Annotated in this window: 17 protein-coding genes; 14 read left to right on the top strand and 3 right to left on the bottom strand. The window is 46.0% G+C overall.

The genetic code is table 11. The annotated features are described in order from the left end of the window. Positions 1 to 2: 2 nt before the first annotated feature. From fmt to DY78_RS05815, 7 genes are all read left to right on the top strand, one after another. A complete protein-coding gene (gene fmt, locus DY78_RS05845; RefSeq protein ID WP_024625596.1) occupies positions 3 to 953 on the top strand; it encodes a methionyl-tRNA formyltransferase in 951 nt (316 codons plus the stop codon). After that, the gene (gene rsmB / locus DY78_RS05840) at positions 950 to 2,293 is read left to right on the top strand and encodes a 16S rRNA (cytosine(967)-C(5))-methyltransferase RsmB (protein ID WP_024625597.1); all 1,344 of its coding nucleotides are present in this window, start codon (positions 950 to 952) and stop codon (positions 2,291 to 2,293) included. The genes fmt and rsmB overlap by 4 nt, the downstream gene beginning before the upstream one ends. A gap of 17 nt (positions 2,294 to 2,310) precedes the next feature. Next, positions 2,311 to 3,060: a Stp1/IreP family PP2C-type Ser/Thr phosphatase gene (locus DY78_RS05835; protein ID WP_024625598.1), complete on the top strand. Its 750-nt coding sequence runs from the start codon at positions 2,311 to 2,313 to the stop codon at positions 3,058 to 3,060. Beyond that, entirely contained in the window at positions 3,057 to 5,087 is a 2,031-nt protein-coding gene (gene pknB, locus DY78_RS05830) for a Stk1 family PASTA domain-containing Ser/Thr kinase (protein WP_024625599.1), read from the top strand. The genes DY78_RS05835 and pknB overlap by 4 nt, the downstream gene beginning before the upstream one ends. Before the next feature lie 95 nt (positions 5,088 to 5,182). Next, positions 5,183 to 6,079, top strand: coding sequence for a ribosome small subunit-dependent GTPase A (gene rsgA / locus DY78_RS05825; protein WP_024625600.1), 897 nt, complete (start codon positions 5,183 to 5,185; stop codon positions 6,077 to 6,079). Between the two features lie 10 nt (positions 6,080 to 6,089). Continuing rightward, positions 6,090 to 6,743 (top strand): ribulose-phosphate 3-epimerase, encoded by a 654-nt coding sequence (gene rpe, locus DY78_RS05820; RefSeq protein ID WP_024625601.1) that lies wholly within the window; start codon positions 6,090 to 6,092, stop codon positions 6,741 to 6,743. After that, a complete protein-coding gene (locus DY78_RS05815) occupies positions 6,743 to 7,384 on the top strand; it encodes a thiamine diphosphokinase (protein WP_024625602.1) in 642 nt (213 codons plus the stop codon). Before rpe ends, DY78_RS05815 begins: the two co-directional genes overlap by 1 nt. 387 nt (positions 7,385 to 7,771) lie before the next feature. Here the strand turns inward: DY78_RS05815 and DY78_RS05810 are convergent, their stop codons facing one another. Then, positions 7,772 to 8,389 carry a hypothetical protein gene (locus DY78_RS05810; RefSeq protein ID WP_024625603.1) on the bottom strand — a complete coding sequence of 206 codons (618 nt, stop codon included), beginning with the start codon at positions 8,387 to 8,389 and terminating at the stop codon, positions 7,772 to 7,774. A gap of 350 nt (positions 8,390 to 8,739) precedes the next feature. After that, a complete protein-coding gene (gene rpmB / locus DY78_RS05805; protein WP_003638622.1) occupies positions 8,740 to 8,925 on the bottom strand; it encodes a 50S ribosomal protein L28 in 186 nt (61 codons plus the stop codon). Positions 8,926 to 9,162: 237 nt separating this feature from the next. On the opposite strand from rpmB, the gene DY78_RS05800 reads away from it, so the two are divergent. The 7 genes from DY78_RS05800 to DY78_RS05770 all read left to right on the top strand — a co-directional run bounded on the left by DY78_RS05800 (position 9,163) and on the right by DY78_RS05770 (position 16,928). Further along, positions 9,163 to 9,525, top strand: a complete 363-nt coding sequence (locus DY78_RS05800; protein ID WP_024625604.1) for an Asp23/Gls24 family envelope stress response protein — start codon at positions 9,163 to 9,165, stop codon at positions 9,523 to 9,525. Positions 9,526 to 9,560: 35 nt separating this feature from the next. Next, positions 9,561 to 11,267, top strand: coding sequence for a DAK2 domain-containing protein (locus DY78_RS05795; RefSeq protein WP_024625605.1), 1,707 nt, complete (start codon positions 9,561 to 9,563; stop codon positions 11,265 to 11,267). 760 nt (positions 11,268 to 12,027) lie between these two features. Continuing rightward, positions 12,028 to 14,067, top strand: a complete 2,040-nt coding sequence (gene recG / locus DY78_RS05790; RefSeq protein ID WP_024625606.1) for an ATP-dependent DNA helicase RecG — start codon at positions 12,028 to 12,030, stop codon at positions 14,065 to 14,067. A gap of 29 nt (positions 14,068 to 14,096) precedes the next feature. Continuing rightward, positions 14,097 to 15,143 carry a phosphate acyltransferase PlsX gene (gene plsX / locus DY78_RS05785; RefSeq protein ID WP_024625607.1) on the top strand — a complete coding sequence of 349 codons (1,047 nt, stop codon included), beginning with the start codon at positions 14,097 to 14,099 and terminating at the stop codon, positions 15,141 to 15,143. A 39-nt stretch (positions 15,144 to 15,182) separates the two neighbouring features. Beyond that, positions 15,183 to 15,428 (top strand): acyl carrier protein, encoded by a 246-nt coding sequence (acpP, locus tag DY78_RS05780; protein ID WP_024625608.1) that lies wholly within the window; start codon positions 15,183 to 15,185, stop codon positions 15,426 to 15,428. Between the two features lie 413 nt (positions 15,429 to 15,841). Next, positions 15,842 to 16,360, top strand: a complete 519-nt coding sequence (locus tag DY78_RS05775) for a hypothetical protein (protein ID WP_024625609.1) — start codon at positions 15,842 to 15,844, stop codon at positions 16,358 to 16,360. 43 nt (positions 16,361 to 16,403) lie between these two features. After that, positions 16,404 to 16,928, top strand: coding sequence for a hypothetical protein (locus DY78_RS05770; protein WP_024625610.1), 525 nt, complete (start codon positions 16,404 to 16,406; stop codon positions 16,926 to 16,928). Positions 16,929 to 17,145: 217 nt separating this feature from the next. Here DY78_RS05770 and hemH read toward each other — a convergent pair whose 3' ends face one another. Beyond that, positions 17,146 to 18,090: a ferrochelatase gene (gene hemH / locus DY78_RS05765; protein WP_024625611.1), complete on the bottom strand. Its 945-nt coding sequence runs from the start codon at positions 18,088 to 18,090 to the stop codon at positions 17,146 to 17,148. Positions 18,091 to 18,226 lie beyond the last annotated feature (136 nt).

Below are 18,226 nucleotides of genomic sequence, written 5' to 3'. Positions count from 1 at the left end.
AGATGACATCAATTGTTTTTATGGGGACGCCGCAATTTGCTGCGCCGATTTTAGCTAGTTTAATCGATACCGGTTACGATGTATTAGCCGTCGTGACCCAGCCCGACCGCCGTGTGGGTCGTAAGCACGTTTTGACGGCTTCTCCCGTCAAACAAGTTGCAGTCGAACATGGTATTGAGGTGTTACAACCAGAAAAAATCGGTGGCAGTGCCGAAATGCAACGCATCATCGACTTACAACCGGATTTGATCGTGACGGCCGCCTTCGGTCAATTTTTACCAACGAAGTTACTCAAAGCCGCTAAGTTGGCAGCCGTGAACGTGCATGGCTCGCTATTGCCTAAATATCGTGGCGGGGCACCAGTCCAATATTCCATCATTAACGGTGAAAAAGAAACTGGGATTACCATTATTTATATGGTCAAGAAGATGGACGCCGGGGATATGTTGGCGCAACAAGCAATCCCGATTGAAAAAGATGATGATACTGGGACCATGTTTGACAAGTTGAGCGTGGTTGGTCGCGATTTACTCTTAGCAACCTTGCCTAAATTAATTGCGGGCGAAATTACCGCGACGCCACAACCGGAAGATGAAGTGACCTTTGCACCAAATATCCAACCGGAACAAGAAGTCTTGGATTTCTTCAACAAGACCGCTGAACAGATCGATAACCAAGTTCGCGGTATGCGGCCAGCGCCGATTGCCTACGCCATGATGGACGGCAAACGGACCAAGTTCTGGGAAGTAACGCCATTGACGGAAACAGTCAGTCAAGCTGCCGGACAAGTGGTTCGCAAAGCGAAACACGAATTAGTGATTGCCGCTGCAAATGGGACCGCCTTAGCTGTTAAAACTTTACAACCCGCCGGTAAACCGAAAATGACGATTACCGACTATTTAAATGGGGCTGCTGATAAATTTGCGACCGGAGAGCAGGTAATTACGAAATGAGTTCAGTAGACAACACCCCCCGCTGGTTAGCGGTCGCCGCGTTAGCGAAAATTAAAGATGGCGCTTATTCTAATTTACAATTGAATCAAATTATTAACCAACATTCGATGGACCGCCGTGACATTAACTTATTAACGAATATGGTCTATGGGGTCATTCAACATCGGTTGACCTTGGAATATTGGCTCAAACCATTTGTGCGCCATCCTCATCAGTTAGATCCATGGGTGCACGAACTGTTATTAAGTGCGGTTTATCAGTGGCAATTTTTGGATAAAATTCCCCAACGGGCCGTTTTTAATGAAACGATTGAAATTGCCAAAGTCAAAGGACACCCCGGCATTCGGCGTTTTGTAACTGGCGTCTTGCATCAAATGGACCGTAGTGGGTTGCCAAGTTTTGACGCGATTGAAGATGCTGATGAACGCTTAAGTGTGATGTTCAGTATTCCAGTTTGGCTTATTCAAACGTTACGGGACCAAGTGGGCGATGCAAAGATGCAAAGTATCATTGCCTCATTGAACCAACCCGCCAAGCAATCCTTACGGGTCAATACGGCGGTTTCCGACTTAGCTGATGTGACGTCCGCGTTGACTAATGAAGGCTTAACGGTTGAACCAAGTGAAATTTCACCATTAGGGTTAGTGGTTACTGAAGGCCAAGCGGTGACGACTGAAGCGATGAAGTACGGGATGTTCACTATTCAAGACGAAAGTGCCCAACTGGCCGTGGCTGCCATGGATCCGCAACAAGGTGACCAAGTGCTCGATGCGTGTGCGGCACCGGGGGGCAAAACAACGCAGATTGCGGCGATGCTAGATGCCGATGATGGTGGCGAAGTTGTGGCATTAGATATTCATGCTAATAAAGTCCGTTTAATCGGGCAAAATGCAGCCCGGATGCATGTGGCTGACCGGGTCGCGGCGACTGAATTGGATGCTAGAAAAGTTGGCGAAGAATTTGGTGATCAGCATTTTGACCGCATTTTAGTCGATGCCCCGTGTTCTGGATTAGGTTTGATTCGCCGCAAACCAGAAATTCGTTATGAAAAGCAACTATCTGATAGCGAGAATTTACAACGGATTCAGTTGGCGATTTTAACGGCCACTGCCCCAACCTTGAAAAAAGGTGGTATCATGACGTATAGCACTTGTACGATTTTGCAACAAGAAAACCAGGACGTCGTCGATCAATTCTTAGCGGCCCATCCTGAGTTTGAATTGATTAAAACGGCAACTAAACAAAATTTAAAAGCCGACCGTACGACCGACACCTTATCGATCTATCCGGATGATTACTTATCAGATGGCTTTTTCATTGCTTGTTTACGAAAAAAATAACAGTGGAGTGGTGAACGGTGGATTTTGCATATCGGTCGGATATTGGCCAACAACGCAAAGAAAATGAGGACTATGTCGGCGTCTTTAAAAATGCGGCGGGCATTAACTTTGCCATTGTCGCTGACGGTATCGGTGGCCATCAAGGTGGCGACGTGGCGTCGGAAATGGCAGTCTCTCACATGGGATATCGCTTTGAAAACACGACGTTTAGTGAACCAACCGACGCGGTGAAATGGTTAGCTGCCGAAGTTCAAGATGAAAATCAACATATTATTGATAAAGCGCGTGAATTTTCGGATTTAAACGGGATGGGAACGACGATGGTCGCGGCCTTAATGTTTAATGACGAATTTTTGATGGCTAATATTGGTGACAGTCGCGGCTATTTATTCCGCGACGGCCAGTTGCAACAGTTGACCGAGGACCATTCGTTAGTCAACGAGTTAGTTAAGCGCGGCGAAATTTCTACGGAACAAGCACGGCAACACCCGCAAAAAAATATTATCACCCGGACTTTAGGTATCTCACCGGATGCGGATATTGATACGAACTTGTATCACATGCAACCGGGCGACCAATTATTATTGTGTTCCGATGGTTTGACGAATATGGTCACGGATGAACAATTGTCCCAAGTTTTGCAAGCCGATGATTTAACGGCGACGCAAAAATGTGAACAGTTAATTAAGCTTGCCAATGCGGCGGGTGGTTTCGATAATATCACGGCCTTAATTGTCGCCGTTGATGGCGAGGTGGCCAGTAAATGACACCCAACTACACACTTAGCGGACGGTATCGGATCGTCCGGTCCTTAGGTGAAGGTGGGATGGCCAATGTTTACTTGGCGCATGACTTAATATTGGATCGCGATGTTGCGGTCAAATTATTGCGATTGGATTTGCGCGATGATCCTAAAACCATCAAACGATTTCAACGTGAGGCTTTAGCCACAACCGAATTAGTGCACCCGCACATCGTTAGTTTGTACGATGTCGGTGAAGAAAACGGGATGCAATACTTGGTGATGGAATACGTCAAAGGGATGGACTTAAAGAACTACATTAAGAAGAACTTCCCGTTGCCGCTCCAACAAGTGATTGACATCATGGAACAAATATTAAGTGCCGTGGCAACGGCGCATGCGCATAACATCATTCATCGGGACTTAAAACCGCAAAATATTTTAATAGATGAACAAGGCAATGCTAAAATTACGGACTTTGGGATTGCGGTGGCCTTATCCGAACACTCGATGACCCAGACGAATACTATCTTGGGTTCGGTCCATTACTTGTCGCCGGAACAAGCGCGCGGCAGTATGGCGACCAAGCAGTCGGATATTTATTCGTTAGGAATCATATTGTACGAAATGTTGACGGGCTCCGTACCTTTCAAAGGTGAAACGGCGGTTTCGATTGCGTTAAAACATTTCCAAAATGAAATTCCGTCGGTCCGCGACTTTGACAGTGCCATTCCACAAGCGTTAGAAAACGTCGTCTTACAAGCAACGGCTAAAGATCCGCGCGACCGTTATGCAACGGTTGAGGATATGGCCAATGATTTGTTGACGACATTGTCGAGTACCCGCGTCGGTGAAAAACGGTTCGTCCCCGACGACCTCGGCAATGACGAAACGAAAATCATGCCGAGTGCGGAAATTGCCGCCGCCATTGACGCTCACCGTGATTTAGAAAAAACTCAAGCGATGCCCAAGTCACAACCGGCACCAGCGACGAGCACTGCCACGCAACCAACAACGGCACCAACGAGTGCGCCGGACCCGGAACCATTACCAACGCGGTCGTGGTCCAAGCGCCATCCGCTGCGGCGGCGACTGATTATCATTGGGGCGATTGTTGTCTTGTTCTTAATCGCAATTGCGGTTGGCTGGGAACTCAGTCGACCACAATCCACGACCGTCCCCAAAGTAACGGGACTGAGCCAAGTGGTGGCAACGACCCAACTGGCTAAGAAACACTTGTCAGTGGGGACCATCAAGCGTGAAAAAAGCAATAGTGTGGCTAAGAACCACGTGATTAAAAGTACGCCGGGTGCCAAAACGACGGTTCAAGAACGTTCACGCATTAACTTAGTCGTCAGTAGTGGGGCCAAAGCGATTAGTTTTGGCAACTATGTCAACGAAAGCTATACTGGGGTCGCTAAGTCCCTCAAAGCGGCGGGGTTTACCGTCAAAAAAAAGTATAGTACTTCGGCCGTGACGGAAGGCCAAATTATTAGCCAAGATGTCTTAGCTGGCAGTCAAGTTTTACCGACGAATACGACGGTGACGTTGACGGTCAGTGCCGGTAGTCGTTACGTCGACTTAAAGGATTTGACGGGCGAAAGCAAAGCCGATATTTTGGATTATGGTAATGCCAACGGTTTGAATATTACTTTCAAACAAGGGTATTCGGACGAGCAGAAGGCCGGTTACTCGTACGATCAAGATCCGGAAGGCGGTGGCGCCGTTCGGGCGGGCTCAACGGTCACAGTTTACATGTCTCGTGGGAGCCAGCCTAGTTCAGCGACGACCCAGAACTTTTATGTTAAGATAAAAGTGCCCTATAAGTCGATGACTTCGGTAGCGGGTCAAGCAAATGACGTGAAAGTTTATCTCCAAGATGACACGCATGTCTTTGACTCGGTCTATCGCGACATCGGGATTACTCACGACACGACGGTTAGCATTCCAGTGCAACTTACCGGGAAGGGCGATGCGAAATATCGAATCGTGCGCAACGGCGTGGTGTGGAAAGAAAACTTAAAAGTAACGAATAACGATGCAGCAAAATAAAAAAAGAAGTCATGCGCACACATGACTTCTTTTTGGTACAATGGACTTGTTAACACAAGTGGACCGTACCAAATTAAAAATAAGGTGGTGCTAATTTGAAAATTGGACAAATTCGACAATCGCTGAGTGGTTTTTACGATATTTACGCTGACGGCCAACTCTATCGAACCCGCGCGCGGGGAAATTTCCGTAAACGTAAAATTACGCCGTTAGTCGGTGACCAAGTAGAGTTTGAAAGTACGACGCCGCAAGAAGGTTATTTATTAAAAATTTTGGATCGGGAAAATGAATTGGTGCGCCCACCAGTTGCCAATGTTGATTTGGCAATTGTGGTCACCGCAACCACTGAACAAGAATTTTCGACGAACTTGTTGGATCGTCAGTTGGTGGCCCTAGAAGTTGCCGGCGTTCATTCGGTCATTTATATGACCAAAACCGACTTACTGTCAGATGAAATCTACGCTGAGCGGCAAAAATTGGCAGCGGCCTATGAAAAAATCGGTTATCAAGTGATTATGGGTCGTCACGCCTTTGAAGCGGATACGCTAACGGCGGTCAAGCAAGCGCTCGCTGGTCACGTGGCAGTTGTCATGGGGCAAACTGGGGCTGGCAAGTCGACGTTGTTAAATCATTTGCAACCAGGCTTGGATTTGGCGACTGGTGAAATTTCACAAGCTTTAAATCGTGGGAAACATACGACGCGTAAAGTGAGCTTAATTGAAGTGGCTGACGGCCTAGTTGCTGATACGCCGGGCTTTTCTTCGTACGAAGTCTTTGATATTCCGGCGACTGATTTGACCCATTATTTTCCGGAGTTCGTCCGCTTGAGTGTTGACTGTAAGTACCGCGGTTGCGTGCATATCAATGAACCACATTGTGCCGTCAAGGAAGCTTTAGCTGCTGGCGAAGTTTTAGCCAGTCGCTACGACAATTACTTACAATTTTATGAAACGATTAAAAATAAAAAAGTCATCTATAATAAGAAAAAGTGAGTGAATAAAAATGATTAAAGTGGCGCCTTCAATTTTGAGTGCAGATTTTGCAAATTTACAACGCGATGTTCAAATGGTTGAACAAGCTTGTGCGGACAGCTTGCATATTGATGTCATGGATGGGCAATTTGTGCCGAACTTGTCCTTTGGGATGAGCACCGTGGCAGCATTACGGCCGTTAACTTCATTGACCTTAGATTGTCATTTAATGATTGTGGATCCGGAACGGTTTGTGGAACAATTTGCGCAGGCCGGCGCGGATTTAATTGGGGTCCATGTGGAAAGTACGCAACATATTTATCACGCGCTTCAATTAATCAAACAAGCCGGTGCTAAAGCGGAAGTAGTCGTCAACCCCGGGACCCCGTTGAACATGATTGAAGGGTTATTGCCATTAGTTGATCAAGTCTTAATCATGACCGTTAACCCTGGTTTTGGTGGGCAACATTTCTTAGATGCGATGGTCACCAAAATTGCCGCCCTCGATGCCTTGAAGCAAAAAAACGGTTATGACTTTGATATTGAAGTTGACGGTGGCGTTAACGATGTCACGGTTAAAAAATGTTATGATGCGGGGGCAACGGTCGCGGTTGCTGGCTCATATATTTATGACAGCGATGATCCGGCGCAACGGATTGAAGACTTGAAGGTGGCGACTAACTAATGACCACGATAAATTTACTTGTGGGGGGACCAACCGAAAATTGGCCAGTAGATTTAATGCAAATTCCCGGGCCGTGGGTCGGCGCTGACCGCGGCGCGTTGCGGCTCGTTAAAGGTGGCATCAAACCAGTGATGGTCGTGGGGGACTTTGACTCGATTGATGCTGCGGAGTTGGCGCTCGTTAAAGACTCGTTAGACGGCGCGGTTATCGTGAAGCCGGACCAGGACCATACCGATACGCAATTAGCGGTTAAATCAATTTTTGAAACGTATGCGCCGGACGAATTACACCTTTATGGGGCGACGGGTGGCCGGTTAGACCACTTGTTAGCCAATTTGTGGCTCGTCTTAGACCCGTTTTTCCGGCAGTTGGCGCCGAAAATTAAAATTATTGACCGGCAAAATACGGTCCAATACTTTTTACCCGGGACGTACACGCTCGCTAAGGAAGCGGACAAACGTTATTTGGCGTTTGTGCCGTTGATGCCGATGCACCTGACATTACCCGACGAAAAGTATCAACTACAAGCCGCGCACAATGACTATCCCATTTCATGGGCGTCAAACGAATTTGTCGGGACGAGCGGGCAGTTTAGCTTTGATACGGGCGTTTTAGCGGTGATTCAAAGCCGCGATGCTTGAAATCCCATAAAATCATCGGCCGGGTGGCAACTGGGCAACAACTGCCGGTGATGCCACTTTTAGAACGAGTCAACCAGATAAAACATTGATCAAAACATACTAAGATTAGCTCTGTAAGATCAAGTGGTCTTCGAATGTTGACCTCCAGCAAGTTAACCTGTTTCCGGGATGTTTTTCTTAACGGCACATATTTTTTGAACAGTATAACTAAGGAGTCACCACTATTTTATGTGCTAGTGGTGACTCCTTAGTTGTGTCTAAACGATAGTCGTAATTTAGCTGTAGGTCAGCGGCAATTGACCAGTATCCGAAAGTTTTTCCCAGAATCTTGCTTACCAATGAAGTGCTGCAATGATGTTGGGTGTTTAGCCATTAATATGCGGTTCGTTAATGTAGTTGGAACATATCGGTAATGTGATCATTCTTGAATTCGAAGCCCACTTCCCAAGAATCTGCTTGTTGTTCATTTTGATATAGAAATTTCAGGGTGCGGGTGGTGTTGCCGTTTGGTTGAAGAGTAATTTGTTCGGCACTCGCCATCCCGAACTTGGCCAACACCGCCTGAGCCGTGTCGCCCTTTTTGAAGCTCCGCGCTTTATCTTTAAGCACTTGCGGGTCGTTTTTGATGGTCAGCGTTTCATAGCCTTTGGCAACCACACGATTGTTGTGCACGATTAGGCCGACATCGACGAAATGACCGCCCATTTTGATGTTTTTCCAATGATAATCGGTTTCAGCGGATTGGTCATCGGCTGGTAGCGTTTGACTGAGCGTGGGTGCGCCGTATTTGGCTTTGACCTCTGCCAAGGTAGTTTGGTTCAGCTTGATTTGATGATAAGTATCTAGTGGTTCGGTTGGGTCGGGTGATTTAGTCGGATGCTGGGCAACTTTGGTCACGGTGGCTTTTTTCGTGGTAACTGGTGACTGTTTGGTAGTGGTGCCACAGCCGGCGAGAGTTAGGGCCGTGAAACTTGTGAGGGTGGTTAGTGTTAGTAAGGCTTTCAAAAGAGTTCCTCCAAAAAATGAATTTAGGTCACACTTATTAAGTACGGTAAAATGGCCGGTTTTCATTTTTTTTGAGAAAATTCTGATCTGATTTTGGTGGAGATTTGGGTCGGGCCTAGCTTGATTGTCGAAGCGTGGTCCCAAGGGCAGTTTGTTCCGCTTAACCCGGAATCAGCAACCATGCCCAAAAACCGGGCATAATTGCCGATTCCACGTTAATGCTCGCAAACTAACCGCCCTTGGGACCACCCTTGTTTTATAAACTTTATAAAAAAAGCACCAGTTTTTATAAAAAAAGGCAACAAAAAACGCCACCCGCAAAATAAATTTTGTGGTGACGATTTGCTGCGCTAAACGCGCGTTACTTTACCTGATTTCAAAGTCCGAGCTGAAACCCAAACCTTCTTTGGTTTACCATCAACTAAAATGCGAACTTTTTGCAAGTTAGCTTTCCAGCTGCGGCGGCTGTGGTTTAAAGCGTGTGAACGCGTGTTACCAAAATGCGTCCGCTTGCCTGTAACGTAGTCTTTTGCCATGTTGATCTGCCTCCTTCGGTAATCATTGATAAAAGGTCGTTGCTTTATCATTCACTAGAATAATTTATCATAGATTAATAAAGGTTGCAATACATTTCTATCAAGTAATTTTACTTTACTGCTGAATTCCGTCAGCGTGGGCTTCGTTAAGGGCAGTCGTGTAATTTTTCTTTCATGATACGTTGTGCTATGATAAACTATCGTAAATGAGCGCGTTAAAACAAGGAGGCTATTTTCATGGCTGTCAAAATCAAAACGCAATTTGGAACGATTGATATTGATAATGATGTCATTGCGACCGTCGTTGGCGGTGCCGCAACTGATAATTATGGGGTTGTCGGCATGGCTAGTCGCAACCAAATTCGCGATAACTTAAATGAAATTTTACGCCGCGAAAACTATGCGCGGGGTGTGGTTGTCCGCCAAGAAGATAATGGGGTGGCGATCGAAGTCAACATTATCGTTAGTTATGGAACTAAAATCTCAGAAGTATCACGGAATGTCCAAGCCAAGGTCAAATATAATTTACAAAACATGCTTGGCGTTGCAGCCAATTCAGTCAACGTCATTGTCCAAGGTGTTCGGGTAATGAACGACTAAGCAAATTGGCGGTCAGCCAAGGAGGAATTTTGAAATTGAAAATCACCACGATTACTAATCTCGAATTCGGCAAAATGGTGCAAGCCGCTTCACAAAAGCTGAACCAACGTGCTGAATTCATTAATTCTTTGAACGTTTTCCCAGTACCAGATGGTGATACCGGGACCAATATGAGTTTATCCATGGCCAGTGGTGCCAAATACGAACGTGAAGAAACGAGCGAAAAGGTTGGCGACTTAGCGTCCGCTTTAGCAAAAGGCTTATTAATGGGCGCGCGGGGTAACTCCGGCGTTATTTTGTCCCAAATTTTTCGGGGCTTCTCTAAAAACGTGGCCGATAAAGACACGTTAGATGCCAAAGATTTGGCTGAAGCGTTCGCTGCCGGTGCTCAAACGGCGTATAAGGCCGTTATGAAGCCCACAGAAGGGACGATTTTAACGGTTGTGCGTAAAGCTGCCGGTGCGGGTAAAGAAGCCGTTAAATCGACGAATGATATCAATGAAGTAATGGCCCAAATCGTCACCGCGGCCGAAGCTGCTTTAAAATCAACGCCAGATTTGTTACCCGTTTTGAAACAAGTCGGGGTCGTTGATTCTGGTGGTCAAGGGTTGACCTTTGTTTTGGAAGCCTTTAGTGACGCCTTAAGTGGTAAAGTCGACGAATCTGAAGACTACAAACCAGACGATGCGGAAATGGATTCGATGATCGATGCCGCCCATCACCAAAGTGTCCAAGGTAAACTGGACCCCAATGATATCAAGTACGGTTACTGTACTGAAATCATGGTCCGGATTGGTGACGGTAAGTTAGTTGATCAAAAGTTCGACTACGATAAGTTTTATGACTATTTAGCTAAACTTGGCGACTCCTTACTTGTGATCAATGATGATGAAATCGTTAAAGTGCATGTTCATACGGAACATCCAGGCGATGTCATGACTTGGGGGCAACGCTTCGGGGCTTTGATTAAAGTCAAAGTCGACAATATGCGTTTGCAACAAGAAACGATTATGGAACATGACGAAGAAGCCCAAGATGCACCCGTTGCCGTGGCCCAAGCCGATGCCCAACCGAAACCAGATATGAAGGGTTATGCAATTATTTCAGTGGCTTCTGGTGACGGGATTGGCAAGTTATTCACTGGTTTAGGAGTCACCAACATCATTGCGGGTGGTCAAACGATGAATCCAAGTACCGCGGATATCGTGAAAGCCGTCAATGAAAGTGGCGCCGACAAGGCTTTAGTTTTACCAAATAATAAAAACATCTTTTTAGCAGCGGAACAAGCCGCTGATGTGGCTGATATTCCGGTAAAAATCGTGCATAGCAAGACGATTTCTCAAGGGATGACCGCGATGTTAGCGTTCAATCCAGATGCTGATTTGGAAGAAAACCAAAGTGCGATGGAAGACACGTTAGATACGGTTATCAGTGGTCAAGTGACGCATGCGGTGCGTGATACCACGATTGACGGCATGGCCATCAAAAAAGATGACTACATGGGCTTAGTTGACGGCGATATCGTGGTCACTAACCCTGACCGTGAACAAGCAACTATTGAAATGGTCAAGCACATGCTTGACGATGACAGCGAATTAGTGACGATTATTTATGGGACGGACGCTACCCAAGCCGATGCCGATAAATTATCTGACCAAATCCAAGCGTTAGACGACGAATTAGAAATTGAAATTCACGAAGGTGACCAACCAGTCTACCCATTCTTGATTTCAGTGGAATAATCGGGTCTAATGCCGCTGGCGGTTTGGCCTAATTCCAGTTGCCGTGGCGAACGGCCTGAGCCTGAAAAGCGGTCTCAGGCCTCGCTTTGATGCTCAGCAAAGTGCGCTAATCATCAAAGGCGTCGGTGGCGTAAATGCGGGAAATCACCACATTTACGCCACTTTCACGGTAACTTCCATTAGGCCAAACCGCCTGCTAAATTTGATTTCAATGTTAAAGGATCTACGACAATAGTTTCATGTCGTGGATTTTTTATTTTAAAGATATTTGATTGCTATCAGGCGGTGACCTTTTATTTTGTGTTTTTCCAAAATAGCCAGACCGATACAGTTACAGTCGAGTACATGCGGCCAAGCGATAGGTCTTTCTTAAAGTCGGTTATTAACAACCAATTTTTGATTGTAACAACCACTATCGAAAATGTTCAATTACCATTTCATATACTTAAAGTTCTTTTGAAATTGAGCTGAGATTAGCAGTTGGCTGACCGTAATGGAGTCGTCCTGAAGGTGGTGTTAAAGGGCGTTTTTTGGCCGTTTACACCACGGACGTCTTTTGAGACTTGTTTTTTAGGCTCAAAAGCGAGGTCCAAGACCGCTTCTCAGGCTTGGACCGGTCCCAGAACGATGAAATTACGGTCAGCCGACTGCGGCAATAACTAGCTTCAAGAAAGAACGGTACTGTATCCCAGCGCTTTTTGGGCAGTTCAGGGATTGTTTGGTATAATTAGACTATTAATGATTGGAAAGGGGTGGCGAGATGGTGCAACAATTATCGGATGCAGTTGGTGAATTAGCTGGGGTTGGACCGGCGCGGCAAAAAGCGTTGGCGGAGCTTGGTATTAATACGGTCGCCGACTTATTAACGTATTACCCCTTTCGCTATGATGATTTACAAGTCAAGGATGTCAATGAGATTGCCGACCAAGAAAAAGTGACGTTGAAAGGGACCGTGGCGTCGGAACCGGTCTTAGCGCGCTTTGGTCGTAAGAAGAGTCGGCTAAATTTTCGGTTATTAATCGATCATGATGTTTACATGGTGACTTTTTTTAACCAACCATATTTGATGAAACAAATTGAAACGGGCCAACCAATTGCCGTTTATGGCCGCTGGGATGCCAAGCGTAGCAGTATTTCCGGGATGAAAATTATTAACCCGAATAATAAAGAAGCCGCGTTTGGTTCGATTTATCCGGCTAGCAAGTCGATTAAACAGCCGACGATTCGCAAACTCATTAAACAAGCGTATGATGAGTACGGCGATGCCATCGTCAATATCGTGCCACCGACGTTAATGGCCAAGTATCGGCTGTTGTCACGGCGGCAAATGATTCACGATATGCATTTTCCGGCGAGTCAGGATGCCTCGACGGCGGCGCGACGTTCGGCAACGTATGAGGAATTTTTACTTTTCCAAATGCAGATGCAACAATTAAAGCAAACCGATGCGACGACTGATGGGATTGCGATTCATTACGACAATGACCGTCTCAAAGCGTTTATCAAGACGTTACCGTTTGAATTGACGAAAGCACAGAAACGCGTCGTTAATGAAATCTGTCTCGATTTGAAGTCGGGCAAACACATGAATCGCCTGTTGCAAGGGGACGTTGGTTCTGGGAAAACGATTGTGGCCGCCATTGTGATGTATGCCGCCATTACGGCTGGCTATCAAGCAGCGTTAATGGCGCCTACTGAAATTTTGGCGGAACAACATGCCAACAACTTGGCACAAGTCTTTGCGGATACAGACGTCAACGTGGCCTTGTTGACCGGTTCAACGAAGCCAGCCGCCCGTAAAACATTGTTGGCGGCTTTGGCGAAGGGTGATATCAATTTATTGATTGGGACGCATGCGCTGATTCAAGATGGTGTCGACTATGCTAATTTAGGCTTAGTCATCACCGATGAACAACATCGTTTTGGCGTCAATCAACGGGCTGCTTTCCGTCAAAAAGGTGGTCAACCGGATGCGCTTGCGATGACGGCCACCCCGATTCCACGGACGTTAGCGATTACGGCTTATGGTGAAATGGATGTTTCTGAAATCGACGAACTACCGGCCGGCCGGCAACCGATTCAAACGACATGGGTCCGTAGCAACCAAGCCAACTCCGCGTTACAATTTGTGCGCAAACAGTTGGCGAGTGGGTCGCAAGCCTATGTGGTAACGCCGTTGATTGAAGAATCCGAAACGCTCGACGTTAAAAACGCCGAAGCTTTGTCGGCGAATTTACAAGAATATTTTGCGCCGGATTATACGGTTGGATTATTGCACGGCCGGATGAAACCGGAAGAAAAAGAAGCCGTGATGGCTGACTTTAAAGCTAACAAGACTCAATTATTGGTCTCGACGACCGTCATTGAAGTCGGGGTCGATGTAAAAAATGCCACGATTATGATGATTTATAACGCCGACCGTTTTGGCTTAGCCCAACTGCATCAGTTGCGGGGCCGTGTTGGCCGGGGCAGCAAGGCGTCGTATTGTATCTTAGTCGCTGACCCCAAGAATCAACAAGGCATTGAACGCATGCAAATCATGACGGAAACGACAAACGGCTTTGTTTTGGCACAAAAAGACTTGGAACTGCGTGGTTCTGGGGAAGTCTTAGGGGTCAAACAATCTGGGATGCCGTCATTTAAAGTCGGTGATCCGATTGCGGACTTGAACGTATTACAAGTGGCACAACAAGATGCGCACGCGCTCGTCCAACAGCCGGATTGGCAAAGCCAACCGGATAACGTGGCGTTAGCACAATATTTAAAACAGAAACTGGCAGCGATAGGCACGCTCGATTAAGCCCGCTGACGAGAGGATGGTACAAACTAATGGTTAAAATTGCAATTGATGCCATGGGTGGCGATTATGCCCCCACCGCAGTTATTGAAGGGGTCGAACAAGCCCGCGATTTATTTGAAGATACGGTCTTTTTACTATATGGCCAACGCGATGTTATCAACCAACATTTAAAAAATCGTGATCGTATTCAAGTGATTAATGCAGATGAAGTCATCACCATGGAAGACGAACCAGTCCGGGCCGTGCGACGTAAAAAGCACTCTTCAATCGTGATGGCGGCTCAAGCCGTTAAAGACGGGCAAGCCGACGCCTTTTTCTCAGCCGGTAACTCGGGCGCAGTTTTAGCGGCGGGGTTATTTATCGTTGGTCGGATTAAAGGTATCGACCGGCCGGGATTAGTGACGACTTTACCCGTCGTGCGTAATGCCAACCAATCGAACTTTGTCATGATGGATATTGGCGCCAATGCCGATAGCAAGCCGTTGAACTTGCAACAATATGCCGTTTTAGGAACGTATTACGCAGAACGCATGATGCAAGCTAAACAACCACGGGTCGCATTGTTAAACAATGGGACGGAAGATGACAAAGGCAACAAAGTCCACAAAGCCGCGTTTGAATTATTACAACAAACCGCTGATATTAACTTTGTTGGTAACGTGGAATCCCGGGACTTATTAAAAGGGGTCGCGGATGTGGTCGTGACGGATGGCTTCACTGGTAATGCGGTTTTGAAGAGTATCGAAGGCACGGCGCGGGCGATGTTAGGCTTAGTTAAGGATGCCGTTTATAATACGGGTGTCAGTGGTAAATTAGGTGGCTTATTGTTGAAGAATGGCTTCAATCAAATCCGGTCACAAATGGATTATTCACAATACGGCGGGGCGGTCTTATTAGGCTTACAAGCACCGGTTGTCAAGACGCATGGTTCCAGCAAAGCACCAACTATCGTCAACACGATTCGCCAGATTCGTCAAATGGTCAACACTGATTTAGTGCCGGGGGTGGCGGATTACTTTGCCAACCAGCAAGCAAATCAACAAGCAAGTGTAGACAAGCCCGCTGAAAACGATTAGAATACTTTAGTGAATTCAAGTTAGTGAGGGATATTTTACATGACGAAAGAAGAAATTTTCAATAAGATTGCGGCCATTATTGCGGACCGTTTCGAAGTTGAACAAAGTACAGTAACCAATGAAATGAACTTACAAACCGATTTAGATGCTGATTCAATTGATTTCGTTGAATTTGTTTTGGAATTGGAAGACACCTTCGGCAGTGAAATCTCTGACGAAGATGCCGAAAAGCTAAACACGGTCGGCGAAGTTGTGGACTATGTTGCCGAACATCAAGCTAAATAATTTAATCGGACGCTTTGTCTGATTTAAATCAACGATGATCATATGATGATGGTCATCGTTTTTTTTCGGCTTTTTTAACGGTTTATGAATATGGACTTGCCGCTGGCGGCTGATCGTAATTCCATCCGCAATGAGGACCGGTCCAAGCCTGGGGAGCGGTCTTGGACCTCGCTTTTGAGCCTATACCCCAAGTCTCAAAAGACGTCCGTGGTGTAAACGGGATGAAAAACAATCCCGTTAACGCCACCCGCATGGCGGATTACATAACGGTTAGCCGCCAGCTAGATTGATTTTTGAATAATGACGATGGTTTGACCATGATTTGTGGTTGCACCGTGTATGCTAGTCGCATTTTTTTGTTGTGATGGCAAAAAGTGACTTCGGGGAATATACAACTTTGAAAGGATTTAGGGATGAAATTATATATAGCTATTTTGATTTCGGTGGCACTTGTCTGGGGTGTGTTTGCATTCTTGATGTTAGTTGCACAATTCCGAGTTGCATTGGGCAATTCAGTTAGTAAGGCAACGGTCGCAGAAATTACGGCGGCGGAAGCAGCATACTACGAGCAGCACCAATCGGCACGTCGGGTTAAGACACGGGCACAAGTGTGGTATCGGATGTTTCGATATTTATCAGCCCTTACCATTGGTAGGATGAATTTTTGGTTTGCAATCGGGGTTCAATATACGCAAATTAAATTATTCGTGGCTGTGGTGGCCGTTTTAGTTGGGCTGACAACGATTAGTTTTGTGAGGGTTCAACAAACTGATCGCCAATTTAAGAAAGTTTTGGCCGCAGCGGAACTTAAACTGACTTTGCCAGAGAGCACCCGTCTGGATGTTTATTCGACATGGCTAGCTTGGATGACTATGGCGCTAATGGTTGTCTCCATGAGTGGCATCGTGTACGTGTTGATGGTTTTGGGGTAATCATCAGAAATTAGGGAAAATGATTGGCTTTAGGGGTGTGAGAATGAGATTATATGTAGCAGTGATTTTTTCGACAGATATTGTGTTTCTTCTTTTTGCAGTTTTATATTTGGTTGCAAACGTGCGTGCTTTGATGGGGAAATCAATCAGTAAAACTGAGATGGGAGCAATCCTAAAAGCCCAAAAATCATTTATTAAGAGCGATTCGGTTGGTGCACGGTTACGTAAAAAAAGCCGATTTTGGCTTAACTTATGTATGTGGCTAAGCGCGTTAATCATTGCCAGCATTTTTGGATGGTTCTTTTTCCCGGATGTTTTTGGGACAAACTTTGAGAATGCATTATTACTGGCGATAGTTGCCGTGATTGGAACGATAATTGTCACCGCGGCCTTTATCTGGTCATTAAAATTAGCTGCCAAAGCCATCGGTTATATGGCAGCGGCGCAGGCCTTAATCCCGGCTAAAACACATATTCCACTTTATTTGAACTGGTTATATTATATTGGCCTATTACTGCTTTATGAAGTTGTATTTGGACTATGTTGGTTGGTTTATCTGGGTATATAAAAAATAAACATCCTAAAATTTGTTAGAAAATTGGTGCCTGATGAAAGTTTACTTTCATCAGGCACCAATTTAGTTTTTTACTATTTTGATGGTCGAAACGTGTGAAAAAAGGCAGTTTGTTCCGCTTAACCCGGAAGCGGCAACCATACCCAAAGCCCGGGCATAATTGCCACTTCCACGTTAATGCTCGCAAACTAACCGCCTTTTTTCACACTCTTTATGGTTGGACAAGTTGCTGTAACACATCAGTAAACGCCATATCGGCATTTAACGCCGGAATAGTCGTAAAAGTGGTACCGCCGCTTTCCGTGAAGTAACCGCGGTTTTCGATGGCTAATTCATAATTGGTTTCTAAACAGTCGGCGACGAAACTAGGCGCGATTACTAAAACTTTTTTGATCCCTTGTGCTGGGAACTGTTGCAAGACATCACTTGTAGCTGGCTTCAGCCATTCTTGGGGGCCAAATTTGGACTGGAAACTTTCCGTATAAGGAATATCTGGCAACGCTTGGGTGATTAATTTGGTCGTGAGCTGGCAACGTTGTAAGTACGGGTCGCCTTTTTTAACATAACTAGTTGGGATACCGTGATATGAAAATAATAATTGGTCGTAATCACCGGCGTCCCAAGCGGCTTTAATCTTAGTGGCCATGGTTTGAATATAGGCGGGGTGCTCACAAAAATCAGTGATGATATGTAAGTTCGGCACTTGCGCCCGCCGGTAGTAAAAACGATTAATATCATCGACGACCGAACCGACTGTCGTAGTGGAGTATTGCGGATACATTGGAATAATAGTCAAGTCGGTGATGCCGGCCGTTTCAAAGGCCGTCAATTGGGTCGCAATGTCGGGATCACTGTAACTCATCGCGAACTTGACGGCGTAATCGGCACCGAGTTTGGCTTGTAACTGCGCGGTTTGTTGTTGCGTGTAGTGCAACAAGGGTGAGCCATACTCATCCGACCAAATTTTTGCGTATAGTTGCGCTGATTTTTGGGGCCGTTTTGGTAAAATCATTAAATTTAAAATCGGTAACCATTGCCAGCGGGGCATGTCAATGACGCGCGGGTCACTTAAAAAGCGGTGCAAGTATGTGCGCACGTCCGCGACGGCTAGACTGTTGGGGGTACCGAGGTTAATAAGTAAAACACCTTTGGACATGGTAAAAAACAACTCCTAATCATAAAAAGTAAGGGGACTAAGTGGGCATTGATTGTCAATGCTTTTAACAATTGATGTGGCTAAAAATGCCTTAACCACAGCATTTGTTAAAGGTTAACGGTAGCATAGCATAACA

The organism is Lactiplantibacillus fabifermentans DSM 21115 (assembly GCF_000498955.2).
In the GTDB taxonomy this organism is placed as follows: Bacteria; Bacillota; Bacilli; order Lactobacillales; family Lactobacillaceae; genus Lactiplantibacillus; species Lactiplantibacillus fabifermentans.
This window is presented reverse-complemented; position numbering and strand designations above follow the sequence as displayed.

Bases quoted from the DNA above. Each gene is read 5' to 3' on its own strand.
- DY78_RS05800 (WP_024625604.1), top strand. From the start codon at position 9,163: ATGGCTGTCAAAATCAAAACGCAATTTGGAACGATTGATATTGATAAT.
- DY78_RS05815 (WP_024625602.1), top strand. From the start codon at position 6,743: ATGACCACGATAAATTTACTTGTGGGGGGACCAACCGAAAATTGGCCA.
- rpe (WP_024625601.1), top strand. From the start codon at position 6,090: ATGATTAAAGTGGCGCCTTCAATTTTGAGTGCAGATTTTGCAAATTTA.
- fmt (WP_024625596.1), top strand. From the start codon at position 3: ATGACATCAATTGTTTTTATGGGGACGCCGCAATTTGCTGCGCCGATT.
- acpP (WP_024625608.1), top strand. From the start codon at position 15,183: ATGACGAAAGAAGAAATTTTCAATAAGATTGCGGCCATTATTGCGGAC.
- plsX (WP_024625607.1), top strand. From the start codon at position 14,097: ATGGTTAAAATTGCAATTGATGCCATGGGTGGCGATTATGCCCCCACC.
- DY78_RS05775 (WP_024625609.1), top strand. From the start codon at position 15,842: ATGAAATTATATATAGCTATTTTGATTTCGGTGGCACTTGTCTGGGGT.
- rsmB (WP_024625597.1), top strand. From the start codon at position 950: ATGAGTTCAGTAGACAACACCCCCCGCTGGTTAGCGGTCGCCGCGTTA.
- DY78_RS05770 (WP_024625610.1), top strand. From the start codon at position 16,404: ATGAGATTATATGTAGCAGTGATTTTTTCGACAGATATTGTGTTTCTT.
- pknB (WP_024625599.1), top strand. From the start codon at position 3,057: ATGACACCCAACTACACACTTAGCGGACGGTATCGGATCGTCCGGTCC.
- rpmB (WP_003638622.1), bottom strand. From the start codon at position 8,925: ATGGCAAAAGACTACGTTACAGGCAAGCGGACGCATTTTGGTAACACG.
- recG (WP_024625606.1), top strand. From the start codon at position 12,028: ATGGTGCAACAATTATCGGATGCAGTTGGTGAATTAGCTGGGGTTGGA.
- hemH (WP_024625611.1), bottom strand. From the start codon at position 18,090: ATGTCCAAAGGTGTTTTACTTATTAACCTCGGTACCCCCAACAGTCTA.